We start from the raw sequence: 24636 nt of genomic DNA, 5'->3' as shown, positions 1-24636 counted from the left end.
AGAAGCGGAGGTGGGTTCAAGCTTCGGGAGTTCGCCATCAGATGACAGAGGTCGCCTATATGGTATTTGGTATGGAACAAACCCCTATGCTGGTCCTGCCCGAGCCACTTCTGGATAGCTATCACCCCACCGCGGAACAGGCGCGGGTGCTTACGGCTTTGGCAGCCGGAAACAGCGTGGGTGTCCTGGGGGCAGCAGGAACCGGAAAATCTAGGGTGGCGCTGCAGGCGCTAGCTGATTTTGATGGGGAAGGGCAAGCCGTATTCCTTACTCCTACCAGAGCTCGCGCCGATCAGCTGCTAGATGAGGCTACTGCAATCAGCGCGCGCGGTATTAGGCCGGTGCGTACCCCCGCATCGCTGGCTTTCGCTATTTTGGCTGGCCATGGCGCTCCCACCTTGCTTACGGGATCCGACGAACAAGCTTTGGTGGCCGAACTAATAGCGCACACGGACTGGCCAGATATCGTGCCTGCCGAATCGCTAGCCCTAGAGGCCTTCCAAAATGAAGTACGCAGTTTCCTAGCGCGCGCTGGCGAATTCGACATTTCTGCCGAACAGGTGCGGCAGTGGAACGCGAATCCGCTGTGGGAAACTCTGGCTGGGCTGCTCCAGGAATACCAGGATCGGTTGGATCAGTTGGGACTTGTTGACTCCGCTAGGGCGCAACGCAAAGCGGCTGACGTGCTCGCCAAAGCAGGCTCGCCATACTCACTTGTGCTAATCGACGACTGCCAGGACATGACGCACGCAAGTGGCGCCCTCATCAGGGCCCTGGCCCAAGGCGGGGCTACCGTGGGGCTATTTGCCAACCCGGACGTGGCAGTGGAATCCTACCGCGGCGGGGACCACCTCTTGCCTGCCCGACTCATGGAAGAATTATCGTTGCGTCCCTGCCAGCTCACGCGCCAGCAGCGCAGTGCAGCGCAGGTAGTGCAGGTAAGTCAGCGTTTTGTTCAGGGCATCGGCACCTCGGGCATAAGTAGCAGAGAAAATGAGGCCCAGCCGTATAAAAAGGACCTGCCCTGCGGAGTACGCCTTAGGGTGTCGGCGTCTTTCACAGACGAAGTCTTGCAGGTAGCCAATATGCTTCGTACTGAACACCTGTTACACGGCACCCCGTGGCAAGAAATGGCGGTAATCTGCCGTTCTGAGGCTCTGGCTGATTCCTGGAGGCAAATGCTGTCCGGTAGGGGCGTGCCGTTGGCTGCTACCTCGCGTCCCCTGGCGCTGGGGCTGGATCCGATTACTTCAAATCTTGCCCGCCTCCTGCAAGTAGAAGCGCAACTGCAAGATATGCCGGAAGCTCCGGCCGCCCTGGGGCTGATCGGGCAGAAATGCCTGCAGATTCTTCGCTCCCCACTGATGGGGGTGGATTCTCTTGCCTGGATTGCGCTGTCACGCCATTTTCAAGGCGACCCGCACCAGGAACTAGCCAAGCTGGTCAGCGATCCGCTGCTGGCCAAGTCCTTTTCCACCGCGTTGAAAGATTTTGCTGCTCACCGCTACTGCGAGCCTCTGCTCCGGATGGCGCATGCCATTGCCCAAGTGCGCGCTGAACAGGGTATTTCTACTAGATTGTGGGCTGCGTGGCAGGGCATTGGAGTAGCGGATGAGTGGGCCAAGGCAGCCTTAGCCGATTCGAAATACGACGACTATTTGGATGCGGCATTGGCGCTTTTCCGTTTCGCTGACGTTTACACGCAACGCAACCCGGAAGCATCTGAAAGCCAGTTCTTGCAAGAGGTACTGGAACAGACCCTTCCTACCGACCACTTAGCAGTAGCTGGGCAGCGCCCGGCCGGGGTAAGGGTGGCCACTGCTGCCGCCCTCGCTGGCATGCACTATCAGGTGGTAGCGATTGTGGGGGTAAATCAGGACGTTTGGCCAGACATGAGGATGCGCGATTCCTTCCTTGGGGCAGGTCTGCTGGCCGACCTAGCCAAGGGACGAGCCAGCTTTGGAAACGATGGCAAGGTCATGGCCGATCCGGATCCTTTTACTTCGATTCGATACGACGAGGCACGCATGTTTGCCTGCGCGCTCAGCCGCGCAAGTCGGTTTGTGCTAGTTACTGCCACCTCTGATACGGATGCTGGCCCGTCTGCATTTATGACCACGCTGCTTTCAGCAGGCGCACAGGGCAGCGTCGATCCAGAGGGGAACCTGGTTACTGATCCGGGGGCCAGTGCGCTGGATTTGCGAGGCTACGTGGGCACACTCCGCCACGACGCCATAGAAGGGGACCAGGATGCCGTAGCACTGCTGGGTTATTTAGCAGCCCAGGGAGTCCCTGCCGCCAACCCGCAGTACTGGTCGGCAGGACCCATTTCTACAGACAGTCCACTGGTTCTACCAGGGCAATTGGTAACGGTAAGCCCCTCGTCTTTGGAAGCCGCCCTGGATTGCCCCCTGAAGTGGCTCCTGACCCAACATGGTGGCAATCCGCCCTCTTCTGGGGAACAGCAGCTAGGCACTCTTATCCACCAGATTGCCTATGAGCATCCAGAGGCAGATCTGCAAACGCTAGAGGCGGCCCTCGCTGCCAAGATTGACTCTCTTGAACTACCAGACACGTTTTGGGGGCGGCTCGAGGTCGAGCGCGCCTATCAGATGGTCCGCAAGCTAGCTATGTGGTTTGCCGATGGAAGGGAACTAGTCAAGGAAGAAGCCGAATTTAGGCAGGTAGTCGGCGAAGTCAGACTGCGGGGATCAATCGACCGGGTAGAGCGCACAGAGGACGGCAATATTGCAATTGTCGATTTTAAGACTGGGCGTACTCCCAAATCCGCTAAAGAGGTAAAAGAAAATCCGCAACTAGCTGCTTATCAGGTGGCCTACCAGGCCATGACCGGCAAGGCAATAGAGACCGCGCAGCTGGTGTACCTAGGCGCCGATGGCGATAAATATAAGGCTCGTTCACAAGATGGGATCGGGGAAGATACCGCCAGCTTTGCCCACGAATTGGTTGCAATGGGGGCAACTGCCATGCGCGGCCCTGCCTATCAGGCAGTGGAAGGAACAGGGTGTAGAACCTGCCCGGTAAAGTCCTCTTGTCCTGCAATGACCGAAGGGAAAAAGTTGCTATGAGCTATACCCCAGCCCAGGTTGCGGAACTCTCGGGTATGGATTTTGCTCCGGGACCGCAGCAGGAATCCATCATTGCCCATCCCATGTCACCACTGCTAGTGGTAGCTGGTGCGGGAGCCGGCAAAACCGCCACTATCGCTGCCAGGGCAGTGTACTTGGCAGTAAATCAGCAGGTTGAGCCCGGCCGCATCCTGGGGCTTACCTTTACCCGCAAGGCCGCCCTCGAGATGAGGCAGCGGATTATCGCCAATCTAGCAACAGCTATCAAAGCGGGCGCTAGCACCGATAGCGACGTTAAGGTTGCGCTGCAAAAGCTGCAGGCGGCCCCGCCCACCGTCACCACTTACAACGCCTTTGCCGGGCAGATATGCCGTGATTACGGGTTGCGGATTGGGATAGATCCCCAGGCCAGGCTCATCACCGAAGCGGAGCGCTGGCAGATCATGAACCAGATCGTAATGGACTGGAAAGAGGACCTGAATACTACTAAGAGGCCCTCTTCGGTGGTCAGCTACGCACTCTCGTTAGCCGGAAAACTGATTGATAATTCCCTGTCGGTTTCGCAAGCCAAGGAAGAACTGCTAGTCGATGCTGCCGATATTTTGGACTCGGTTCCGGCCCCTAGGAAGAAGACTCCTTACAAAAGTGCCTTGGATTTGGCCGAATCATTGCGAGTTCGCGCTGGCTACATGGATTTGGTGCAGGCATATGAGGATTTCAAGAAAGCCAATTCTTTGATGGATTTTGCCGACCAGATTGGGGGAGCCCGCAGAATCGTTAGTAGCTGTCCTGATGTGCGCGACCTCTTAAGACTGCAATACCAGAAGGTTTTTCTAGACGAATTCCAGGATACTTCCGCCAATCAGATCGATTTCCTAAGTGACCTGTTTGCCGGCCATCCCGTTACCGCCGTCGGTGATCCAAACCAGGCAATTTACGAATGGCGCGGAGCCTCCCGACTAGCGTTGGATTCTTTTGCCGCAAGATTTGCGCCCACGCAAGGGGCACAGGTGAAGCCGCTGACCACTGCGTGGCGTAATCCCACCCAGGTGCTGCAGGCGGCAAATATATCGGTAGATAGATTGGCCGTTCCCGCCCAGTACTTGCCCAAAACTGATTTTGAACCGGTCAACCTGCCAAAGTTGACTGCTGCGCCGGGAGCAAAAACGGGGGCTGTGCTCGGCGCCTATTTTGCTACGGACCAGCAAGAGGCCGAGGCACTAGCGGAATGGTTCGCAAAACACTGGAATCAGACCAGCACAGCGGCGGTCCTATGCCGAAACCGAGCTTCGATGCCCCTGATTTACCAGGAACTTACTAAGGCAGGTGTACAGGCAGCAATCATTGGTGCTGGTGGACTAATTGAATCAGCAGGGGTAGCGGACTTGATCGCGGCGTTGGCGGTGGCTCATGACGGTGCTCGAGGCGACGCGATGATGCGGCTCCTTAACGCCAACAATCTAGGGGCCACCGACATTAGCGCGCTGTGGGCTGCGGCTAGGAGCATCGCCCGGGAGGTAAACAAGGAAGGCCACCCCGATGCGTATTTAGCCGAGGCCGTAGAGGCGCTTCGCCTAGGCAGGAAAATTCCCGATCTGTCTGCAACAGGGCAGCAGCGGGTGCTACGACTTGCTCAGCGGCTGGCGGCAATCCGTGCGCTCCTGGGCGGGTCGCTGAACTCGTTATTGCATCAGAGCATCCAGATCATGGATTTGGATTTGGACGTTGCCCTGCACGGAGAAGACTCGATGGGAGCACTCTCTCTGTCGCAATTCTTGGCGATAGGTGCCGAGTTCGCCTCACGCGGAGGAACACTGGAAGATTTTCTTTCCTGGCTCGAAGCTGCTGCCACTGAAGAACGCGGCATTTCGATGCCCGAAGTGCCGGCTCAGGAGGGAGTCGTCCAGATTCTTACCATCCACGCCGCTAAGGGGCTGGAATGGGACAGTGTTGCCGTTGTGGCATTAAGCGAGGGCGTGCTGCCCGGCACAGCCCCACGCAAAGACGGTTCTCGCGCCTCCTCCCGCTGGCTTACCGACCAAGGAGAGCTGCCCGCTTCGATGCGGGCTGACGCAGTAACCCTGCCGAACCTGCAGCTGTTCGCAGGAGCAACACATAAAGATGTGGACGAAGCAATCGCAGAGCTGAAGAAGAATAATGGCGAAGCTGATCTGATCGAAGACCGTAGGCTTGTATACGTGGCCTTCACCAGGGCGAAACAGAACCTGTTAGTAACCGGGGCGGCTTTGCGCGGAAGCAACATAAAACCAGCGCCGCCCTCGATGTTCTTCACGGAACTGGTAAAAGCAGAAGCAATAAAGCCGCTGCCGGGCGTGGAGGTGCCTTTCCCAAGTCCAGCACAGTTAGATGAATTGGTTGAGGAATCCCCACGGGTAGAAACCGAGGTGCTCTGGCCGCCAGAGCAAAGCAAACTGAACGTAGAGCTACAGAGGCTAGGCAAACAGGTCGCCTCCCTCTCGCAGAGCAAAGATCCTGCTCAGGGCATCAGTGAAAAGGCACTGCATTGGGCAAAACTACTCGTTGCCGAATCGCGTCAGGAAGTGGTCACCGAAGTGAAGCTGCCGCGACACATGGCAGCCACCACCGTGCAGAAGCTGGGACCCGATCTGGCTATGCAATTGCGCCGGCCCGTACCCACCCAGCCCTCTGACTCTGCATACTTGGGCACTCTTTTCCACGCCTGGGTAGAGGCACTACTATCGAACCGCAGCGAGCCTCCAGTAGCTGACCTGGATGAAGATGCCCTAAAGAAATTGCATAAGTGGCAACACAACTGGAAGAACTTTGACTTCCTTCGTAACTACCAGGTCATAGAGGCAGAAGCCGAACGAGACATCATCGTGTCAGGGGTGCGCATCATTGCCCGTATCGACGCCGTCATGCAGGCAAAGGACAGCGGGCGAGTACACATCATGGACTGGAAAACAGGCCGCGTCCCAGTCGGTGAAAACCTAGACGCGGCCAAAGTGCAACTTGAACTGTATCGCCTAGCCTGGGCCAAATCAGAAGGAATCGATCCGGCTGACATAGACGCATCATTGGTCTATGTAAACAGCGGCAAGATCGTTTCTTTGCAGAGTGCGGCCTGGACTAGCGAACAGGTTGCAAGGATCTTTAAGCGGCTTTAGAAAGCTGCAGACCCAGGTAAGACAGGGCGGCCTCGCGCTTAGATTCGTCAGTCAGGTGCGCAATCGCCCTCATAGTCTTTGCATCTGCGGTTTCGGCGAACCAAGGCCGAACCGCCTCGGCAAGGTTATCTAGGCGCAGGTAGTTGGCCTGGCGGGAACCTTGCAGATCACGAATGTTGTAGAACTTATTCAATTTAGATACTCCTCTTTCCTATATTCGGAAGGGGCCTCGTTGTTTGGGCCGGGACTTCCTGGTTGAACCCATGTCCAACCACAAGCAGTCTACTATAGTTCTATTGAGGGCGCAGCGTCAAGGGAGACTGGTTTAGTCTTGGTCACTTTCGGGTTCTATGTGGCCCTCTTCAACTAGCTGTTCAAAGGGGATCACGGTGGTATCGGCGCCGGCTTCCTTCGGTGCCTCCTCCTCAACGACAGGCGTGCCGATTACGGGGGAAGCGTCCTCGAAAGCTGCCGAAACTGATTCGCGCGGGTCAGGATTGTCCAGCACCAAATCGGCAAGGTCGCGAAGCATCTGCCGAGCGTCCTCAATTACCTGGATATCCTTCCTGTGCATGCCATGGAGCAACCACCGCACCAACGCCAGCTCGGAATCTAAGTCTGCGCGCTCGCGGAAGTGCGGGTCAGGGGTGGCGCCTCGGTATGCGGCAAGAGCTACCTCGTTTTGCTGTTCCGAAGCTATGGCGCTAAGCCAGGAAAAGTCACGCGCCGGGTCCCCGACATGGGCGGCGGAGAGATCTTGCATGGCGCTAATGCGGCCGCCCTCGAAAAGAAGGGAATCAGGACCGAGTGAGCCATGCACGAAGCGGGGAGTGAAGCGCCACCAAGAAACGTTCTCTAGCATCTCTTCCCAGCGGTGCCAGAGTCGTTTTGGCACGACTCTGGCGGGGGCTGCTTCGTCGAGGTCGGCAAGTAGCCGATTGCGGCATTCCTCAGCCGTGAAAGTTGGTAACCCCTGCGCCGTGAACAGGCTTGTCGGCAGCTGATGAAGCTGCGCGATGGCGTCTCCGAAGGCTTTCGCCTGCTCGTCAGAAAGATTGGCTTCGTCCAGGTGGGCGCCCTCGAAAGCAGGGTAAATGACTGCTTTCCCGCCGCTTAGTAGCGGTGCCCATCCGGCTGGAGCGGGGACGGCAAAAGATATCTTTCCTTCTTTTTTCGCCTCGAGTAGAAGCTGTAAGACCGAGAGTTGGCCAATGATTTCTGCGCCTGCGGCCTCGGTGTCCGGGCGAGCCAGAGTCCACTTGGCGCCGGTGGAGTCAACGACGTTGACCCTAGTTATGTCGCCACTGGATACAGCTTGCCCGCTTACCGCCACAAAATCGCGGTCGGGCAAGGCAGCCGTAGCAAGGGCAGCCAGGGTAAGTCGTACTCGCTCGTTCACGGCTTCTACCTTACGCGAAGGCGCCTTCCAAAGCAGCGATTGAAACGGCTAATGAAAGAGGTTGTGCCTGCAAAGGTTGCGATAAATGTTAAAGCAAAATGAAAAATTTGTGAAGATAAAATTAGAAGTACATATGCGCGTTATCGGGCAAAATAAAAAGTTATCCACAGATTTTGTCATCTCTCGTGAAAAATCATAATGTGTAAAGTATTCTCTGAACGTAAAGCAATTCCTACAGGAATGAGTTTGTGGTGACAACGGTGCCAACTGCTCTCATGAAGCAGGTGCAACAGGCCCTCTCAGATTCTGCGGTCGATCCTGCTGCGGATTTCGAGGGCGCCCGCAAGATCATCGAAATCCAGGTTGATAATTGTGAAAACGTTCTTCCGGAAGACCATGACGACCTGGTAGAACAGCTAATAGATAAGTTCTGCGGAATTGGGCCACTACAAAAATTCTTAGATGATCCAACTGTCGAAGAAATATGGATTGACTCGCCCTCTAGAGTGTTTGTGGCTAAGGACGGAAAGTCCGAACTAACAACGGTAATTCTTACGGACGCAGAAGTACGTGAACTGGTAGAACGAATGCTCCGCGCTTCTGGGCGTCGCCTGGATCTGTCTTCCCCGTTTGTGGATGCGCAGCTTTCATCTGGGGAAAGGCTGCACGCAGTGATCCCGCCGGTTGCGGCGCATCACTGGTCGGTGAACATCCGTAAACACGTAGCCAAAGCGCGCCGAATCAACGAATTGGTAAAACTAGGGATGCTCACCCCGCAGGTGGCCCAGTTTCTAGACGCAGCTGTCTTGTCCGGCATGAACATCCTCGTCTCGGGTGCGGTGGGCGCGGGTAAAACCACGGTACTTCGAGCGTTGGCTGGCGGCATGCCTGCGACCGCGCGGGTAGTTACCTGCGAAGAAGTTTTTGAGTTGGACCTGTCAGCCCGAGACTGCGTTGCCATGCAAACTCGCCCAGCAAACTTGGATGGCTCTGGCGAGGTCACGCTACGGCACCTAGTAAAAGAGGCGCTGCGTATGCGCCCCACGAATTTAATCATTGGCGAGGTGCGCTCTGCGGAAGCCCTCGACTTGCTAATCGCCCTCAATTCCGGCATTCCCGGCATGTGTACGATCCACGCCAACTCTGCTCGCGAAGCCCTGTCGAAACTAACGGTTCTGCCACTGCTGGCGGGCCCTAACGTTACCGAAGGATTCGTGGTGCCCACAGTTGCCAAGGCTTTGGACTTGGTGGTGCACGTAGCAATGGACCACAAAGGAGTCCGCCGAATCGACCACATCGATGCCGTTACCGGTCGTGTTGAGGGCGGCGTCGTAGAAGCAAACACGCTCTTTGCCTTGCGTGGCGGGCGCCTTAGCCGCGCAAACGGTACTTTAGATGCACACGAGCGATTTGCTGCCGCAGGTTTAGACCTCTCTTCGCTATTGGCGGTGGCGTAGATGGGAGTGGTGGTTGGCTTCTTTCTAGGGGTAGGCATAATCCTGGTCTATCTATCGCAAACTACTGCATTGCCGAAGAGGCAGAAACATAACGGGAAAGTCGCACAACTACTCAAGGCTGCCGAAATAAGAAACGTCAGCTCCACCCAATACATTCTTGCCTGCCTCGGCGCTGGCCTTGCAGTCTTGATCCTGGTTGCGGCCCTGACTCAGACGTGGATCGTAGCGCTCATCATTGCGCTCGGCGTTGGCGGGCTTCCCACGTTCTTGCTGCGATTGCGTAGCAAGCGGATTCAAGCTGCGCGTCGCGCGGTGTGGCCGGACGTTATCGACGACATGATCTCGGGCATCAGTGCCGGAATGGCGCTGCCTGATACCTTGATCGCCCTCGGGAGCAAGGGCCCCGAAGTGCTGCGTCCCTACATGGAAGCTTTTGCTTCTGACCTGGCCGCGAGCGGCAAATTCGACGAGGCGCTGACCCTGCTAAAAGAGCGGTTGGCAGATCCGGTTGGGGATCGAATCGTCGAGGCCTTGCGCATATCCCACACAGTTGGCGGATCTGACCTATCTGAATTGTTGCGGTCACTGGCCCACCTGCTTCGCGAGGACTCGCGAACCCGTGGCGAACTAGAGGCACGGCAATCATGGACGGTTAATGGGGCTCGATTAGCCGTAGTGGCGCCCTGGATAGTGGTCGCCCTCATGTGCTTAGAACCGAGCGCTGCGCACGCCTATCAAAGCGCTAAAGGGGCAGCGGTGCTGGTCGCCGGTGCGCTCATGTCGGCGTTGGCGTATTGGGCCATGGTAAAGATCGCGGCACTGCCAAAAGATCAGAGGACGCTCGCATGAGCTCGGGGGTAGCAGTAGGCATCGCATTTGCCTTGGGAACCATCTGCCTGTGGTGGTGGTACGAGGCCGGAAGGGCCACGCTGATGTCTCGGGTCAGTGCCTACCTGTCGCCCTCAAAGAAGAATGCCAGCTTCCTTACACAGCTTCTCTACGCAGCCGGGGAGTGGGCTAAATCCCTACTGAACAGCGCCGGCTCCACCAACCAGTCGGTGACGCGGCGGCTGAGGCAGCTCGGAGGCCGTCAGACGTTGGCATCTTTTCGACGCAGCCAAGGCCTTTGGGCAGGGTGCGGGGCAGCGCTGGGTATGGGTGTCGCGATCGCGGCGGTCACCCTTCGCAGGGTTCCCATTCCGTTTTCAATATTGTTTATAGCCTTGGGCGCGATCGGCGGAGGACTAGCCCGGGACCGATACCTGACTAGCCAGGCGAAAAACTACCAGCGCCTGCTCAACATGCAGCTGCCCGATGCTGCCGAGCTGCTTGCCCTTGCCGTAGGAGCAGGGGAGGGGTTGGCTGCGGCGCTAGAGAGGGTAGCTGCTTCCGCCTCCGGCATCGTCGGCCAGGAATTTGGGCGGGCAACGCGAGCCGTGAAGGCGGGCCTACCCATGTCGAGGGCGCTCTCTCAGATCTCAGCAGCCAATGACTCGCAGCCGCTTTCCAGACTGGTTGACGCCACCATTACCGCGGTAGAACGTGGCACTCCACTTGCTCCTGTGTTGCGCGCGCAGGCGGCAGATTGCCGTGCTCAGTCCAGAAAAATGCTTCTGGAAGAGGGCGGAAAACGAGAGATCGCAATGCTGCTCCCCGTGGTGTTTGTGATCCTTCCCCAAGTTGTCCTATTTGCCCTTTACCCGGGGCTACTAGCACTCAGATTGGAATAGAAAATGGGAACTAGAAAATTCAAGAACTTGCGCCCGTGGCGGAGCGAGCGAGGCGACGTGCCCGGCTGGGTTATGGTCACCGTGATGACTGCCGGATTAGTCATGATGATCTGGGGGCTGGCTGGACCGCAGCTAAAGGCCCTCTTTGAGCGCGCCATTTCTATGATCACAATTGGCTAGTTTCCCAACGGATCGTGAGCAAGGGTCAGCTATTGCTTCCTTTGTGATGATCAGCGCCTTACTACTCGCAGTTGTCTTTGCGCTGTTGCAATTGGCACTCGTATTGCACGTCCGTGCAATTGGTATAGATGCGGCGGGCGAAGGGGCACGGAGGGCGGCCCTGTACGGTGCTTCTTCCGCTGAAGGCGAGATGCGGGTGCGGCAAATGCTCCAAATGGGAGCACCTGGAGTGCGCGTCTCAAAGGTTTCTTTTTCGAAGCAGGCCGCTCCAGTTGCGGGCAGACGGATGATAGTGGCTAAGGTGCGGGTCGCTTTGCCGCTGATTGGCCCCTGGGGACCATCCGCTGGCATGACCCTCACCGGGCGCTCACTGGTAGAGGAGCCCGTGCATGTGTTCTGAAAGAGGAGACGTAACAATCGAGTTCATTGGGGTCACGCTCGTATTGCTGCTGCCGCTCATCCAATTGATCTTGATCGTTGCCACGCTGGAAAGCGCGTCTTTTGCTGCGGAATCTTCGGTCCGGGAAGTTTCGCGCGCCCTGGCAGTAGGCGCTGGCAAGGCGGGTGAGCTCGAGGCAGTAGCGAAGATGGCATTCGGGGATCAGGGATTGAAGGCTCGTCCTCAGGTAGTTGTTGCCTGCGAGGACGGGCAGTGTCGCCCAGGAAAGACAGCCAGTGTGAAGGTGAGCGCCCGCGTAACACTGCCTGGGGTCCCCGCCATTATTGGGAAGGCAATCGATACCAGTGTGCCGGTCTCGGCCGGTGGCAGCGTGTCAATCCCTAGGGATGGGTACGAATAATGCGTCGGCAACGCGAAGAGGGACGCATCCTTGTGCTGTCGATAGGCTTTGCGGTTCTGATCATGCTGGTAATTTTTGGAACGGCCTCCGTCTCTACCCTGTACTTGCAGCAAAAACAGCTGGTAGCCGCGGCCGACACGTTGGCTTCCAGTTCTACCCAGAGCGTTTCCGCCTCGGAGTACTACCAGGGACGCAACCCAGGGCGTCCTGTATTGTCGCGACAGCTAGTGCGGGCACGAGTGATGAGGCAGGCAAAGGCAGAGTTTGCGCTGCGCACCCGCCTACGTCGCCCTCGGGTTCTAGATGTAGACCTGCCAGAACCAGAGCTAGCCCGAGTGCACCTATCAGCCCAAGGCGAGTTGAGGTTTTTACCACCTGCGCTTAGAAATATTGCCCCGACAGTCAGGCTAAATGCCACTTCGACTGCGAGGATTGTTTCTGATTGATGCGGCTTTTTGGCAGTTGTGCTTTACCCTGGAGGGGTGGCTATTGATTATTCTGAAGAACTAGAGAAACTGCGGCACAAGCTTGGCGAGATCGAGGCGGTTACCGACCTCGACGCGTTGCGTGCCAAAATAGCCAAGCTTTCCGAGGAAGCGGCGGCTCCGGATCTTTGGGATGACCAAGAGAAGGCGCAGGCAGTCACTTCGAAGCTGTCGCATGCGCAGTCAGAATTGGAGCGGGTGCAAAAGATGGAACACCGGCTCGAAGATACTCAGGCAATGTTCGAACTTGCCGAAGAATCCGAGGGCGAAGAACGCCAGCTGCTCCACGAGGAGGCCCAGGCAGATCTTGCCGCCTTGGATAAGGACCTTAGCGAGCTGGAAATCCGCACGCTCATGTCTGGCGAATACGACGAACGTTCGGCGGTGGTAACCATCCGCTCTGGTGCGGGCGGTGTTGACGCTGCTGATTTTGCTCAGATGCTGCTACGCATGTACACCCGGTGGGCGGAACGGCACGGCTATTCCTACAAGGTGATGGATACTTCCTACGCCGAAGAAGCTGGCATTAAGTCCGCTACCTTCCAAGTCAATGAGCCATACGCGTACGGGCGTCTTTCTGTTGAGGGCGGCACCCACCGCCTGGTGCGCATTAGCCCCTTTGACAACCAAGGCAGGCGGCAGACCTCGTTTGCTGCGGTGGAAGTCATTCCTTTGATTGAATCTACTGACCACATTGACATTCCTGATTCGGACTTGAAGGTGGATGTCTTCCGCTCCTCCGGGCCGGGCGGCCAGTCGGTGAACACTACTGACTCAGCGGTCCGCATGACGCACTTGCCGACGGGCATCGTCGTGTCAATGCAAGACGAGAAATCGCAGATTCAGAATAGGGCTTCGGCTTTGCGGGTGTTGCAGTCCCGCCTGCTAGCGCTACGCCAGGAAGAGGAAAAGGCGAAACGCGATGAATTGAAGGGGGATGTGAAGGCTTCCTGGGGCGACCAGATGCGTTCCTACGTTTTGCAGCCCTTCCAGATGGTCAAGGATCTGCGCACCAACTACGAGTCGGGTAATCCCACCAGCGTCTTTGACGGAGACCTAGATGGTTTCATCGATGCGGGGATTCGCTGGCGTAAAGGACAGAAGTCCGAATAATCATCCTGTTAGATCTGCTTCGGAATCTGCGATACCTGCGTGTCTAAGGCATAAAGCGAGACTTGCGCTTTAGCCTAGATGCGTCAGTGCCGTCAACGAACCGGAGACCAATGATTACCTTCGACAATGTCTCGATGGTCTATAAGCGTGGTGCAAGGCCAGCTTTGGATGACATTTCGGTGCAGATCGACAAGGGCGAGTTTGTCTTTCTTGTGGGCCAGTCCGGCTCTGGCAAATCTACGTTCCTGAACCTGGTTCTGCGTTCTTTGCGCCCCACTTCGGGGCACCTGTTCGTGGCAGGTAAGGATGTTACTACTCTTTCTAGCTGGCGGGTGCCGCAGTTGCGCCGCCAGATCGGCACGGTGTTCCAGGATTTCGCCCTCTTGGATAACAAGACCGTCTTCGACAATGTTGCGCTTGCACTGCAGGTGATTGGCAAGCCGCGCCACACCGTTAAGACCGAGGTCCCCGAAGTGCTAGAGATGGTTGGCTTGGAAGGTAAAGGCAAGCGGTATCCGCACCAGCTTTCCGGTGGCGAACAGCAGCGTGTGGCTATAGCGAGGGCGATGGTCAACCGTCCGCTGCTACTGCTAGCAGACGAGCCCACGGGCAACCTGGATCCGACTACGTCCATTGGAATTATGCGATTGCTGGATCGCATCAACCGCACGGGCACCACGGTAGTGATGGCAACCCACGACGACGAGATCGTGGACGCGCTGCGTAAACGAGTAATCGAATTGGTCGATGGGAAGATTGTGCGCGATCAGCTCCACGGCGTTTACGGAGCTACGAGGTAAAAATGCGTTTCTGGTTAGTAGTTTCTGAGGCTTTCAAAGGTATTTTCCGCAACTGGGTTATGACTGTTTCGGTCATCCTGGTCACGTTCGTGTCGCTGCTGTTCGTAGGCGCTGGGGCGCTGTCCCAGGTGCAGGTAAACCGCATGTCGAAGCAGTGGTATTCAAAGGTTGAGGTCACCGTTTCGATGTGTGCCCAGTCTGATACCGCTGAGGGGTGCGGCGGGCAGGCGGCTTCTACTGAGCAGATCGACAAGGTGAAAGAACGGCTGAACTCTGCCGAAATGCAGAAGCTCATCCAGCATGTTGACTACGTCGATCAGCAGCAGGCGTTGAAGGAATTCCGCCAGCAGCTTGGGGATACCCCGCTTGGCGAGGCAACTACCGCCGATATGCTGCCCGTTTCCTTCCGAGTCAAGCTGAAGGATCCACGCCAGTACCAGGTTATTGCTGACGAACTTACCGGTCAGCCGGGGGTACAGTCGGTTCAGGACCAGCGCCAGGTGGTAGAGCCACTGTTCAACGTTCTAAACAAGGCGACCATCTTGTCGTGGGGGCTAGCTGGCATCATGTCGTTGGCGGCTGTACTGCTCATTGCCACCACGATTCGAGTAAGCGCGTTGCTGCGGCAAAAACGCACCGAGATCATGCGTTTGGTTGGCGCATCTAACCTGTTCATCCAGTTGCCGTTCATGCTCGAGGGCGCGATCGCTGCCATCATCGGTGCGATCTTGGCTGTGGGAGCTCTGGCAGCTGGCGTGCAATTCTTCATCCAGGGATGGCTCCGTGAGTCCTTCCGCTGGGTAGACCTAATTACAACTCACGATGTGCTGTGGATTTCCCCCTGGCTGCTACTGTCGGCCATCGTGGTCACCGCGCTCGCATCGCTCGGTTCGCTTGCTAGGTACACGAGGATCTAAATGAAGAAATTTCTTGCGGCATCTTTGGCTATTGCTCTGAGCGCGGGAGCAACCACTTTTGCTATGGCCGATGAGCGCGATGATGCTGTGCATGGACGCGACAGTGCGGCTCAGCGCGAAGCGAAGGCCCGCAGCGCCCTCGAAGGCATCAATGCGGATCTGTCAAAGTCCGCCCTCGAGCTGGATAAGGTGAATTCGCAGCTGCCCGGAGCGCAAAAGCAACTAGCTTCCGCCCAGGCAGAATATGGTGCTGCACAGCGTAAATACCAGCAGGTATCGGATCAGCTGGAAGTGGCCAAGGCGGAACAGCGTCGGCTCGCCGACAAGATCACTTCCTCGAAGGAGGAGGCAGAGCAGACGGCTGGAAAGATTGCTGCAGTGGCTGCAAAGGCATACCGCCAAAATGGACATTCGGCAACGTTGAAGTTGGCTATGACTTCGGCAACCACCGAACAGTTCTCGAAGGCTAGTGCTGCGGCTGATCAGGTGTCCAGGGCCGAGTCAGCCAATCTTGCCAAAGTACAGGCCGAGCTTGCCAGTACCCGCAATGCTCAGGACCGTCAGAACGCGCTGACAGACCAGATTGCCGGTCTTGAGGCGGAGGCGAAGAAGACCGCCGATTCGGCGGAGGCAGCGCAAAAAGCACAGCAGAAGCGGCTAAGCGACTTGAATGCGCTGAAGGCCAAGAATGAGGCTCTTAGCAAGGAGCTGTCTTCGCGCAAGGGCGAGGCGCAGAAGGATCTGGATGCCGCGTCTAAGGATGTGGCTAAATATCAAGGCAAGATCGACAAGCTAGATCAGAAGAATCGGGCCGCCGGTGGCGGGGGAGTGCCAGCTCCCGCGAAGGGAATCTTTGCCCACCCTGTTTCCGGGCCTTTGGTAGTTACTTCTCCTTGGGGTTACCGGACCCACCCAATTCTTGGTACGGCTATCCTGCACGAGGGCGTCGATCTGGGTAACGCCTGTGGCACACCGCAGTACGCCACCGCCAATGGCACTGTTGCTGAGGTCGGAGATTACGTTACCGGCGGCAATGGCGTCATGATCAACCATGGCGTCATCGGGGGCAGCTCGTGGGTGACCATGCACTTGCATCTGCAGCAGTACGTGGTGTCTCCGGGCCAGCAGGTAAAGCAGGGGCAGCTAATTGGTTACACCGGAGCGACGGGCCGCGTCACCGGATGCCACGTTCACTATGAGGTGCACCAGAACGGGCAGACCATTGATCCGATGTCTCTACCCGGTTTTTAGCAACCGTGTACAATAGCTAGCGCACTTTTTGGGGGTGAGTTATGGCTAAGGAATGGAAGAAGCAGAAGCAGAGCGCGGCACAAAAGGCTAAGGCGGAAGCTGACGCGGTGAAGGTGATTGCGCGTAATAAGAAGGCGCGTCACGATTATTTCATTGAAGACACGTACGAAGCGGGCCTTTCTCTTATGGGAACTGAGGTAAAGGCACTTCGCATGGGCCGAGCCTCCATTGGCGAGGCGTGGGTAGAACTGGACCGCGGGGAAGCATGGCTGCAGGGAGCGATGATTCCCGAATATCTGTCGGGGTCGTGGACGAATCATTCTCCGCGTAGGAAGCGGAAGTTGCTTTTGCATAAGCGGCAGATAGAAAAGCTGGCCATGGACGTGCAGGCAAAGGGATACACGGTAGTCCCGTTGGAACTGTACTTCGTCCGAGGGCGGGTAAAAGTGCAGATAGCACTGGCTCGCGGTAAACAGGACTGGGATAAGCGACAGGCCCTGCGGGAGGCACAGGATAAGAGAGAATCGTTGCGGGCCATGCGTGAATACGAGCGCACTGGCAACTGGGATTAACTCTTGCCTGGCCTGAACGGGCGATGCTAATATGTTTTCTTGCAGTTTTTGCTGTTTGAAAACTACATAGGGGATGATCGGTTTCGACGGTGGTCGTCGGTTTAGAGGAAGCGGGCCGAGGATGTGAAGTCCACTCGCTAACGCTCTTCACAAAACAATAGGTGCCGAACACAATCGCACCGATTTCGCTCTCGCTGCCTAAGCACGAAGCGAATCCGTCAGCCCAGGGAGTGCCTTCGACCTGGACCTGGCGTCGTCTAGAGGGCCACTGGTTGCGTAGCACGCCATCGGCTGCGTAACGACACTTAGATGGCTGGGCCTGTTACACATCTTGTCTGTGTGAATGTGTAAGGCCAAGAAAATCATTAGCAGACTGCGCCCGGAGAAGCTCTAAGGGCCGGCCGCCGGACCGGGGTTCGATTCCCCGCATCTCCACTATTACCCCGCCATTCTGTTGGAATGGCGGGGTTTTTCGTTGCAATAGTGTGGAAAAGGCTGAAGGGGCAATGTGCGTCGATGTGCGTCTATAGTCGCTAGTGTGCAACAAAATAGACCTAAAATAGACCCAGCTATATAAAGGGGAACCGCGGTAGTAACAGTCTTCGCCCGCCTCGAAGCCGGTAACGGCAAACCTGAAACTGCCCAGGCTCGACGTGGTGAAGGTCGGCATGGCTCGATCTCTGTGATGCCCCTGGGTAAGTATGTTCGGGATGCTGAAACCGCCTCGCCCTCTAAAATATGCACTACTGTTTATAAATATATTTTTCCACCTGTAAGAAATAGTGAACAAACATATCTATTTTCTAAATGAGTGGATAATTTCAGAGTTGAGTTCAGAAAATGTCGAATTATTTCAGCCTCACTATACTGACAAGTGTGTAGAAAATGCCACCTCCGAAGTTCGGAGGGCGGCTTATCTGGCAAAAGATTCCAGGTCTCTTGCGAAATAATGCCTTAAAGGGGGTAGTATGGTGCCCTGTACGACTGGTTCTGTCAATCTGATCCTACAATCCGGAAACAATAGTGAGAAACAGTGCATTTGGGCCGATTTTTCGGGCCAAAGTGGCTGTAATAGCTATACGATAAGGGCGGAACTTGTTGAACAAGTAGGCCCTGCGGGTGCCTAACTCTTTATCTACACGAGAGGAAAATAATGTCCGTAAATCGTACCGAGCTCGTCGCGAGCATTGCTGACCGCGCATCCTTGACCAAGGCTCAGGCCGATTCCGCTCTGGCCGCCTTCCAGGAAATCCTTATTGAAAACCTGTCCAAGGGCGAACCGGTAAAGATCACTGGCCTGATGTCGGTTGAGCGCGTCGAGCGTGCAGCACGCACCGGCCGTAACCCCCGCACCAAGGAAGAAATCCAGATTCCTGCTGGCTACGGCGTTCGCATCTCCGCTGGCTCCACCCTGAAGAAGGCAGTTGGCAAGAAGTAAATAAAACTTCGCTAAGACTTTGAAGAGGACGGGGTAACCCGTCCTCTTCTTTATGTTCGGGGGCAAGTGAGGACGAGATACACAAAACCTTGCTAACTGCGAAAATGGGTAAAAGTGGGCAATGGTGGCAAGCCAAGGGCAAATCAAATAGTTAGACTGGGGGCATGATCATTTCTGGAATACGGAACATGTCCGGCGCGCAAGGTGACCCGGGCTCGTCTACGTCAGTGCTTGAGCGCACAGAAACAGAAGTGAAACCAAGCAAGGGCGATGGGGACAACGAGCGCTTCGCACATTACGTACGTAAGGACAAGGCCACGGCCTCTGCCGTTACCGGTTCGCCCGTAGTCGCCCTCTGCGGCAAAGTGTGGGTACCGTTGCGGGACCCTAGCGGCTTCCCAGTGTGTCCCAAGTGCAAGGCCATCCACGAACAGATGAAGAACTTCGGACCGAACTGGCCTTTCGGGGCGGACGGCGAGTGAGCGCCGAACATCAGCGCCAACCCCAACAAGTTTCAATATTCGCAGCAGAGCAGCTGCCTCCTGCATACCCGAAGAGGGCGGCATGGGGGACTGCGGGGTCGTTGCGCGCTTGGCAGGCTGCTGCGCTGAAACAATACTTGACCACCGCGCCGCAGGATTTTCTGGCCGTTGCTACTCCCGGCGCAGGTAAAACTACGTTTGCGTTGCGTGTTGCTACCGAACTGATCGGTTCGGGCGTGGTCGACAAGATGACTGTCGTATGCCCGACCGAGCACCTGAAGGTGCAGTGGGCCGATGCCGCAGCGCGAGTCGGTATTCACATCGATCCCTCCTTCCAGAACTCTCAGGGGCGGGCAGGATCCCACTTTGATGGGGTAGCGGTTACCTACGCGCAGGTTGCGGCCAATCCCCGAGTGCACCAGCAGCGTACGGGCGAATTCCGAACCCTGGTGATTCTTGACGAGATTCACCATGCCGGCGACGCGAAGTCCTGGGGAGACGGGATTCGCACCGCTTTCGAGGGAGCTACTCGCAGGTTGGCTCTTACAGGTACCCCGTTCCGCTCGGATACCTCTGCGATTCCCTTCGTGCGTTACGCCGAGGACGAGCAGGGTATCAAGCGGTCGAAGGCAGACTTCACCTACGGGTACGGCAACGCACTACGCGACGGGGTAGTGCGCCCGGTCATCTTCTTGTCCTATTCCGGGTCGATGCATTGGCGCACTAGCGCGGGAGACGAGATTTCGGCCCGGCTAGGCGAACCGCTGACCAAAGACATGACTAAGCAGGCGTGGCGTACCGCTCTGGACCCGAATGGAAAGTGGATCCAGGAGGTACTCTCTGCTGCCAACCAACGCCTCGATCTGGTGCGTCGACAAATTCCGGACGCAGCGGGGCTGGTTATTGCCTCCGACCAGACTAAGGCTCGTGCCTACGCCGGGCACCTGGCGCGCATCACAGGGAAGTCGCCAGTAGTCGTCTTGTCGGATGATGACGGCGCTTCGGAACTGATTGATAAGTTCCAAGATTCCAAGGACCGCTGGATGGTTGCGGTGCGCATGGTGTCCGAGGGCGTAGACGTACCTCGCCTAGCAGTTGGCGTTTATGCAACTTCGGCATCCACGCCGCTGTACTTTGCGCAGGCTATCGGTAGGTTTGTGCGTGCGCGCAAACGTGGGGAGACGGCCTCGGTATTCTTGCCTTCTGTAGCCCCACTGCTGGACCTTGCCGCGTCTCTGGAAGTGGAGCGCGACCATGCCTTGAACAAGCCAGAGGCTGAAGAAGACGGCCAAATGAGTGCCGAAGAACGTGCTCTGGCAATGGCGAATAGGAACGAGAGCGCCTCTTCAGATCTGCTGGGAGGCTTCGAAGCAATAGATTCGGGTGCAGAATTCGCTGGCGTACTTTTTGACGGCTCCGATTTTGGCACCATCGCCGAAGTGGGATCTGTAGAAGAACAGGAATTCTTGGGCATTCCAGGCCTCCTAGAACCGGATCAAGTAGTAACCTTGCTGCACGATCGACAAACTAAGCAGATGGCTCAGCAGCGCAAAGCGCAGGCCGCAGCCATGACCAGGTCAAAGAACGCCGGGATTGCCGACCACAGAGCTAGAGCGCAGATGCGAAAGGAACTGTCCAAGCTAGTGGCGAAATGGGCGCGTTCTTCCGGGGAGGCACATTCGACAATCCACGCTAAATTGCGACGCATTTGCGGGGGGCCGCCGGTAGCTCAGGCAACCACCGAGCAAATTCAGGCTCGGATCTCGAAACTTCAGGATTGGTTTGTCGGAAGAAGGTAAAATGGGCACCGGAGACGTCTTTTTGTAGTGGCGTTTTTCGTGGAAGAAGGAACTCTCATGTGGCGTGTTGCTGGCCTGTTGACCGATAGCCCTGAAGACCAACTAGGTAGGCTGAATTCGCTCGGCGTCGCCGGGGTTGAGCTGCGGAGCGCATTCGGGAGGACCATCCTAGACTTGCCCGACTGCCAGATCCAGCAGATCCGCGATCTGCTAGACCAATACGACATGCAGGCCTATGCGTTGGGTACCGACTTGGCAACCATGCCGGTAGATGCCGACTATTCGATGGAGCGGGTGCACCGAGCCGTAGAGGTGGCTGCTCGCCTTGGCTGTAAAGAAATCTGTGGTTATTCGTTTAAAATCCCGGCCAGGGCCAATCCGGACCGCTTCAAAGGCGAGGTAGTTGAGCGCATTGGCCAAATAATAGAGGTCGTTTCGAAAGCCCAGATGGTCTATCTACACGCGAACGCGCTGGGATACTACGGGGACGTGCCCACGCGAGTATTGGACCTGGCCGAATGCTTCACCGAAGAAAGCTTTTCGTTGGTATTTGACCCGCTCAGCTATTTAACCTGTGGCGTGCACCCGATGGAGGCAGCCTACCCGCAGGTAGCTGATCGCGTCAGCTACGTGCGGTTGCAGCGCGACTTGAAGATTTCTCCGCGCCAGCGGCAGGCCTACGTGGAAGATCTGCTAGAACACCTGCAAAAAGACAACTTCACAGGAGTCATTGCCCTTGACGGCATTTCTGATCAGCAGGGCGACAAAGAACGCGAATCCTTCGCCGCCCTGCTTCAGAGCTAGCCCTTCGTGGAAATATCGACGTATGTGGTGGTGATCGCCGGGTCGCCCTCGGACAACCGCCACGCCTGGTAGGGAAGTTCGTTGCGCGCGGTTATGTGCCTTTCCGCGGCATCCTGCAAGGCCTGGGCGCCCATGAAGGATTCGTCAATAACGCCATCCTTTACGTAAGTCACCTGCAGAGGGCGAGCTCCCCGCTTCTTGAGTTCGGCCAGGGCGTCCTTTTCACAGTCGGCCATTACAAGTACTTCCTCGGAAGAATATCCTTCTTCGTTGCGGATACGGCCTGCCCACTTCTTGCCGCCAACGGTGGCCTTCGATGAGGACTTCTTGGCTACCGGCACCCTAGAGCCGTCGGGCCCTTCGTGTTCTACCAGTTTGTAGACCAGGGCTGCGGTGGGGATGCCCGAACCGGTGACCAAGCGGGTACCAACGCCGTAGGAATCAACCGGGGCCGCCCCCAGCGCCGCAATCTGGTATTCGTCCAGGTCAGAGGTGACAGTGATCTTGGTGTCAGTGGCGCCCAAAGAGTCTAGTTGGCCGCGCACGGTAAAGGCCTGGGCCACCAGGTCACCAGAGTCCAGGCGAACGGTGCCGAGCTCGCCGCCAGCGTCCCGGGCAGCCTGGACTGCCTTTTCGACTCCCTTGGCTACGTTGAAGGTGTCGACCAACAGGGTGGTGTCGGTTCCCAGCGACTCAATCTGTGCCGCAAAGGCGTCCTCTTCGGTGTCATGAATCAAGGTGAAGGAGTGGGCTGCGGTACCAATGGCAGGGATGCCGTAACGTTTCGCAGCTTCCAAGTCTGAGGTGCCCTTGAACCCACCAATGATAGCGGCGCGAGCAGCAGAAATAGCGGCCCGCTCGTGGGTGCGACGGGCACCCATATCCATGCAGGGGCGACCGTGTGCCGCAATGGTCATTCGGGAGGCTGCTGAAGCCACCGCGCAATCATGATTCAAAATGGACAGGGCGAGGGTCTCCAGGACCACGGCCTCGGCAAAAGTGGATTCGACGGTAAGTAGCGGCGACCCCGAGAAGTAACATTCGCCCTCGGGATAGCCGATAATGTCACCGGAAAAATGGAAATCCTTCAGAAAGTCCAGGCAATCGTCCGAGACGATTTTTTCCTTAGCCAAGTAGTCGATTTGCTCGTCTTGGAACTCGAAGCGTTGCAGTGCTTCCAGGATGCGAGCGGTACCCGCAACTACGCCGAAGCGCCTTTTCGAAGGCAGTTTTCGGCCGAAAAGTTCGAACACTGAGCGCCGTTGCGCAATGCCACTTTTCAAAGTCGCGTCGATCATTGTCAGTTCGTACATATCCGTCAAAAGCGACGTTACTGGTGAGGCAGTCATATGCACAGTGTACTTTCATCGCTTCGAAGAGTCCTGAAATAGGGCAAAAATGGCTTCAAGACACCTTTGACTGTCTCATTTGCCAATATTTGAGCCGAAACCTGTTTACTCTAGTGGCATGAGTCAGAGTTCACCCCAGATGCAGCCCAAGCTAGCGGCACAGCATGCCTGGTCGGTACAGATCTGGGATGATCCGGTGAATCTAGATCCGTATTTGCAGCGGGTGCTAGTGAAACAATTTGGGCTCAGTCTTGAAGCTGCTACTGAAAAGGTTGCCCTATTGCGGGAGCGCGGGAAGGTCTCGGTAGCTACCGGCCCGCGTGAGCGCGCAGAGGCGATTGCCGCCGCCTTACACGAATACGGTATTTCCGCTACCGTTTCGCAGCAACGCGAGGGCTAACATGCAGGCTTTTACCAGTGCCGAGGGCGGCTACCTTGCGCGGGTGAGCAGGGAAGAACGCGGAATCCTCTTGCAGGCAATCGCCGAGGTTGTGCGCGCCCTCGACGCGCCTTTGCCCAGTGGGGAACTGTTGCAGGCGCTGCGCGCTTTGGAACCGGAAGAAGAACGCGAGCAACCCAATTCGCTGTCTCTTCGCCGATTGCTGCCCCCACTGTCCGAGAATCCTAGGATTGCGGCCCAGCTGCGTGCTTTGACCGAGGATTCGTTGCGTTCGGTCAAATCGGAGCGTTTGCAGGTTCTTGAAAGGGAACTGGCGGAACCTTCGGGGCCAGACGGGCAAATTTTCGTTCCCGAAGAGCAACTGTGGCAGTGGCTTGCTGGCATAAACGATCTGCGTCTTTCCATCTCGGGGGCTTTAGGAATACATGCCGAGACTCCCGGCGGGGTGGGGGTGGCCGACGTGCAGGAGCAGTTTGGTCCCCAAAATTGTGACCCATCAGAAGAACAACGCAATGTTTTTGTGGCCTCCGTCTATTCTGCGTTGGGGTGGTGGCAGACTTCACTGATAGAGCGCATGGAGGCAAGCACTCAACCAACGTAGTCTTGAATGGTGAACGATGCGCCGATTGGGATATTTGACTCTGGTTTAGGTGGGCTAACTGTGGCCCGCTCCGTCATCGACCAGTTGCCGCATGAATCTGTGTACTACGTCGGAGACACCGCAAACACCCCTTATGGCGAGAAGTCGATTCCGCAGGTGCGCGAACTTGCCCTGGCGGTAATGGACGATCTGGTGTCGAAACGCGGCGTGAAGATGCTTGTCATTGCTTGTAACACTGCTACCGCAGCGGTCCTGCACGACGCTCGCGAACGCTACACCGCCAAGGCGGGCATCCCCGTTGTAGAGGTAATCCGCCCGGCAGCTAGGCGCGCAGTTGAGGCAACTCGTAACAATCGCATCGGTGTTATTGGCACGAAGGCCACGGTACGCTCTGGCGCTTATGCGGATGCTCTGGCTGCTGTTCCGGGATTACATGTTACGCAGCAGGCGTGCCCGCGGTTTGTGGAATTCGTAGAATCTGGCATCACCACTGGCGACGAGGTTCTTAAGGTCGCTAGAGAATACTTGCAACCGGTAAAAGAAGCTGGGGTGGACACGCTGATCCTAGGGTGTACCCACTATCCGCTGCTGCAGGGGGCAATCAGTTACGTCATGGGTTCGAAGGTGACGTTGGTGTCGTCCTCGGACGAGACGGCAGCTGACGTCTACCGCGAACTAATGGTCCGCAACCTCGAGGCCACGCGCGGCGAACCTGCACACCGTTTTACTTGCACGGGTCCCACTGAACCGTTCTTGTCTTTGGCAAAACGGATTATGGGACCGGGCATTCCGGTAATTCCAGAAAGCACTTAGGAGTGACG

24 protein-coding genes and 1 other RNA gene are annotated in these 24636 nt (G+C 56.8%); 22 read left to right on the top strand and 3 right to left on the bottom strand.

Features of this window, described 5'->3' with window-relative positions; all coding sequences use genetic code 11:
- Positions 1 to 71 precede the first annotated feature (71 nt).
- Together AC1EKG_RS06480 and AC1EKG_RS06475 are read left to right on the top strand one after the other, a co-directional pair.
- Positions 72 to 3089: a PD-(D/E)XK nuclease family protein gene (locus AC1EKG_RS06480; protein WP_040315290.1), complete on the top strand. Its 3018-nt coding sequence runs from the start codon at positions 72 to 74 to the stop codon at positions 3087 to 3089.
- Positions 3086 to 6238: an ATP-dependent helicase gene (locus tag AC1EKG_RS06475; protein ID WP_004807548.1), complete on the top strand. Its 3153-nt coding sequence runs from the start codon at positions 3086 to 3088 to the stop codon at positions 6236 to 6238. Before AC1EKG_RS06480 ends, AC1EKG_RS06475 begins: the two co-directional genes overlap by 4 nt.
- Here the strand turns inward: AC1EKG_RS06475 and AC1EKG_RS06470 are convergent.
- Both AC1EKG_RS06470 and AC1EKG_RS06465 read right to left on the bottom strand, forming a co-directional pair.
- Positions 6225 to 6431, bottom strand: a complete 207-nt coding sequence (locus AC1EKG_RS06470) for a hypothetical protein (protein WP_004807550.1) — start codon at positions 6429 to 6431, stop codon at positions 6225 to 6227. The genes AC1EKG_RS06475 and AC1EKG_RS06470 overlap by 14 nt on opposite strands.
- Before the next feature lie 132 nt (positions 6432 to 6563).
- A complete protein-coding gene (locus AC1EKG_RS06465; protein WP_004807552.1) occupies positions 6564 to 7637 on the bottom strand; it encodes a phosphotransferase in 1074 nt (357 codons plus the stop codon).
- A gap of 275 nt (positions 7638 to 7912) precedes the next feature.
- Between AC1EKG_RS06465 and AC1EKG_RS06460 the strand changes: the two genes are divergently transcribed.
- From AC1EKG_RS06460 to AC1EKG_RS06380, 17 genes are all read left to right on the top strand, one after another.
- On the top strand, positions 7913 to 9094 hold the full coding sequence (locus tag AC1EKG_RS06460) for a TadA family conjugal transfer-associated ATPase (RefSeq protein ID WP_040315291.1): 1182 nt from the start codon (positions 7913 to 7915) through the stop codon (positions 9092 to 9094).
- Complete coding sequence (locus AC1EKG_RS06455; RefSeq protein ID WP_004807556.1) at positions 9095 to 9943, top strand: type II secretion system F family protein; 849 nt, start codon at positions 9095 to 9097, stop codon at positions 9941 to 9943.
- Entirely contained in the window at positions 9940 to 10824 is an 885-nt protein-coding gene (locus AC1EKG_RS06450; protein WP_004807557.1) for a type II secretion system F family protein, read from the top strand. The genes AC1EKG_RS06455 and AC1EKG_RS06450 overlap by 4 nt, the downstream gene beginning before the upstream one ends.
- A gap of 3 nt (positions 10825 to 10827) precedes the next feature.
- Positions 10828 to 11004 carry a hypothetical protein gene (locus AC1EKG_RS06445; RefSeq protein WP_004807559.1) on the top strand — a complete coding sequence of 59 codons (177 nt, stop codon included), beginning with the start codon at positions 10828 to 10830 and terminating at the stop codon, positions 11002 to 11004.
- The gene (locus AC1EKG_RS06440; protein ID WP_040315292.1) at positions 10997 to 11404 is read left to right on the top strand and encodes a hypothetical protein; all 408 of its coding nucleotides are present in this window, start codon (positions 10997 to 10999) and stop codon (positions 11402 to 11404) included. The genes AC1EKG_RS06445 and AC1EKG_RS06440 overlap by 8 nt, the downstream gene beginning before the upstream one ends.
- Complete coding sequence (locus AC1EKG_RS06435) at positions 11394 to 11804, top strand: hypothetical protein (protein WP_004807564.1); 411 nt, start codon at positions 11394 to 11396, stop codon at positions 11802 to 11804. Before AC1EKG_RS06440 ends, AC1EKG_RS06435 begins: the two co-directional genes overlap by 11 nt.
- Positions 11804 to 12250 carry a pilus assembly protein TadG-related protein gene (locus tag AC1EKG_RS06430; RefSeq protein ID WP_004807566.1) on the top strand — a complete coding sequence of 149 codons (447 nt, stop codon included), beginning with the start codon at positions 11804 to 11806 and terminating at the stop codon, positions 12248 to 12250. The genes AC1EKG_RS06435 and AC1EKG_RS06430 overlap by 1 nt, the downstream gene beginning before the upstream one ends.
- 36 nt (positions 12251 to 12286) lie before the next feature.
- On the top strand, positions 12287 to 13402 hold the full coding sequence (prfB, locus tag AC1EKG_RS06425; protein ID WP_040315293.1) for a peptide chain release factor 2: 1116 nt from the start codon (positions 12287 to 12289) through the stop codon (positions 13400 to 13402).
- A 110-nt stretch (positions 13403 to 13512) separates the two neighbouring features.
- Positions 13513 to 14202 carry a cell division ATP-binding protein FtsE gene (gene ftsE / locus AC1EKG_RS06420; protein WP_004807570.1) on the top strand — a complete coding sequence of 230 codons (690 nt, stop codon included), beginning with the start codon at positions 13513 to 13515 and terminating at the stop codon, positions 14200 to 14202.
- A gap of 2 nt (positions 14203 to 14204) precedes the next feature.
- The gene (gene ftsX / locus AC1EKG_RS06415; RefSeq protein ID WP_004807572.1) at positions 14205 to 15119 is read left to right on the top strand and encodes a permease-like cell division protein FtsX; all 915 of its coding nucleotides are present in this window, start codon (positions 14205 to 14207) and stop codon (positions 15117 to 15119) included.
- The gene (locus tag AC1EKG_RS06410) at positions 15120 to 16370 is read left to right on the top strand and encodes a murein hydrolase activator EnvC family protein (RefSeq protein WP_004807574.1); all 1251 of its coding nucleotides are present in this window, start codon (positions 15120 to 15122) and stop codon (positions 16368 to 16370) included. It abuts the gene before it with no gap.
- A 41-nt stretch (positions 16371 to 16411) separates the two neighbouring features.
- Complete coding sequence (gene smpB, locus AC1EKG_RS06405; RefSeq protein ID WP_004807576.1) at positions 16412 to 16942, top strand: SsrA-binding protein SmpB; 531 nt, start codon at positions 16412 to 16414, stop codon at positions 16940 to 16942.
- Positions 16943 to 17011: 69 nt separating this feature from the next.
- Positions 17012 to 17380, top strand: a transfer-messenger RNA (tmRNA) gene (gene ssrA, locus AC1EKG_RS06400).
- 715 nt (positions 17381 to 18095) lie between these two features.
- Entirely contained in the window at positions 18096 to 18380 is a 285-nt protein-coding gene (locus AC1EKG_RS06395) for an HU family DNA-binding protein (protein ID WP_004807577.1), read from the top strand.
- A 164-nt stretch (positions 18381 to 18544) separates the two neighbouring features.
- Positions 18545 to 18862, top strand: coding sequence for a DUF3039 domain-containing protein (locus tag AC1EKG_RS06390; protein ID WP_231288199.1), 318 nt, complete (start codon positions 18545 to 18547; stop codon positions 18860 to 18862).
- A 35-nt stretch (positions 18863 to 18897) separates the two neighbouring features.
- Complete coding sequence (locus tag AC1EKG_RS06385; protein ID WP_101485998.1) at positions 18898 to 20661, top strand: DEAD/DEAH box helicase; 1764 nt, start codon at positions 18898 to 18900, stop codon at positions 20659 to 20661.
- Positions 20662 to 20718: 57 nt separating this feature from the next.
- Positions 20719 to 21465 (top strand): apurinic/apyrimidinic endonuclease family protein, encoded by a 747-nt coding sequence (locus tag AC1EKG_RS06380; RefSeq protein WP_278614514.1) that lies wholly within the window; start codon positions 20719 to 20721, stop codon positions 21463 to 21465.
- Here AC1EKG_RS06380 and AC1EKG_RS06375 read toward each other — a convergent pair.
- The gene (locus tag AC1EKG_RS06375; RefSeq protein ID WP_101485941.1) at positions 21462 to 22814 is read right to left on the bottom strand and encodes a nicotinate phosphoribosyltransferase; all 1353 of its coding nucleotides are present in this window, start codon (positions 22812 to 22814) and stop codon (positions 21462 to 21464) included. The two genes, AC1EKG_RS06380 and AC1EKG_RS06375, sit on opposite strands and share 4 nt — an antisense overlap.
- 118 nt (positions 22815 to 22932) lie before the next feature.
- Between AC1EKG_RS06375 and AC1EKG_RS06370 the strand changes: the two genes are divergently transcribed.
- From AC1EKG_RS06370 to murI, 3 genes are read left to right on the top strand one after another with little or no spacing between them, the layout of a single operon-like run.
- Entirely contained in the window at positions 22933 to 23214 is a 282-nt protein-coding gene (locus tag AC1EKG_RS06370) for an ATP-dependent Clp protease adaptor ClpS (protein ID WP_101485940.1), read from the top strand.
- Between the two features lies 1 nt (position 23215).
- A complete protein-coding gene (locus AC1EKG_RS06365; protein WP_101485939.1) occupies positions 23216 to 23815 on the top strand; it encodes a DUF2017 family protein in 600 nt (199 codons plus the stop codon).
- Positions 23816 to 23824: 9 nt separating this feature from the next.
- Positions 23825 to 24628, top strand: coding sequence for a glutamate racemase (murI, locus tag AC1EKG_RS06360; protein ID WP_101485997.1), 804 nt, complete (start codon positions 23825 to 23827; stop codon positions 24626 to 24628).
- The last annotated feature ends 8 nt before the right edge of the window (positions 24629 to 24636 follow it).

The sequence above is a fragment of the Winkia sp. C0117E2 genome, assembly GCF_056590455.1.
Note: the sequence above shows the minus strand (reverse complement) of the source record. Positions and strands in the feature narration are given on the sequence as shown.

What these genes read in the sequence shown, in the direction of transcription:
- AC1EKG_RS06480 (WP_040315290.1), top strand. Translation starts at nt 72, where the DNA reads ATGGAACAAACCCCTATGCTGGTCCTGCCCGAGCCACTTCTGGATAGC.
- AC1EKG_RS06475 (WP_004807548.1), top strand. Translation starts at nt 3,086, where the DNA reads ATGAGCTATACCCCAGCCCAGGTTGCGGAACTCTCGGGTATGGATTTT.
- AC1EKG_RS06460 (WP_040315291.1), top strand. Translation starts at nt 7,913, where the DNA reads ATGAAGCAGGTGCAACAGGCCCTCTCAGATTCTGCGGTCGATCCTGCT.
- AC1EKG_RS06455 (WP_004807556.1), top strand. Translation starts at nt 9,095, where the DNA reads ATGGGAGTGGTGGTTGGCTTCTTTCTAGGGGTAGGCATAATCCTGGTC.
- AC1EKG_RS06450 (WP_004807557.1), top strand. Translation starts at nt 9,940, where the DNA reads ATGAGCTCGGGGGTAGCAGTAGGCATCGCATTTGCCTTGGGAACCATC.
- AC1EKG_RS06445 (WP_004807559.1), top strand. Translation starts at nt 10,828, where the DNA reads ATGGGAACTAGAAAATTCAAGAACTTGCGCCCGTGGCGGAGCGAGCGA.
- AC1EKG_RS06435 (WP_004807564.1), top strand. Translation starts at nt 11,394, where the DNA reads ATGTGTTCTGAAAGAGGAGACGTAACAATCGAGTTCATTGGGGTCACG.
- AC1EKG_RS06430 (WP_004807566.1), top strand. Translation starts at nt 11,804, where the DNA reads ATGCGTCGGCAACGCGAAGAGGGACGCATCCTTGTGCTGTCGATAGGC.
- ftsE (WP_004807570.1), top strand. Translation starts at nt 13,513, where the DNA reads ATGATTACCTTCGACAATGTCTCGATGGTCTATAAGCGTGGTGCAAGG.
- ftsX (WP_004807572.1), top strand. Translation starts at nt 14,205, where the DNA reads ATGCGTTTCTGGTTAGTAGTTTCTGAGGCTTTCAAAGGTATTTTCCGC.
- AC1EKG_RS06410 (WP_004807574.1), top strand. Translation starts at nt 15,120, where the DNA reads ATGAAGAAATTTCTTGCGGCATCTTTGGCTATTGCTCTGAGCGCGGGA.
- smpB (WP_004807576.1), top strand. Translation starts at nt 16,412, where the DNA reads ATGGCTAAGGAATGGAAGAAGCAGAAGCAGAGCGCGGCACAAAAGGCT.
- AC1EKG_RS06395 (WP_004807577.1), top strand. Translation starts at nt 18,096, where the DNA reads ATGTCCGTAAATCGTACCGAGCTCGTCGCGAGCATTGCTGACCGCGCA.
- AC1EKG_RS06390 (WP_231288199.1), top strand. Translation starts at nt 18,545, where the DNA reads ATGATCATTTCTGGAATACGGAACATGTCCGGCGCGCAAGGTGACCCG.
- AC1EKG_RS06380 (WP_278614514.1), top strand. Translation starts at nt 20,719, where the DNA reads ATGTGGCGTGTTGCTGGCCTGTTGACCGATAGCCCTGAAGACCAACTA.
- AC1EKG_RS06375 (WP_101485941.1), bottom strand. Translation starts at nt 22,814, where the DNA reads ATGACTGCCTCACCAGTAACGTCGCTTTTGACGGATATGTACGAACTG.
- AC1EKG_RS06370 (WP_101485940.1), top strand. Translation starts at nt 22,933, where the DNA reads ATGAGTCAGAGTTCACCCCAGATGCAGCCCAAGCTAGCGGCACAGCAT.
- AC1EKG_RS06365 (WP_101485939.1), top strand. Translation starts at nt 23,216, where the DNA reads ATGCAGGCTTTTACCAGTGCCGAGGGCGGCTACCTTGCGCGGGTGAGC.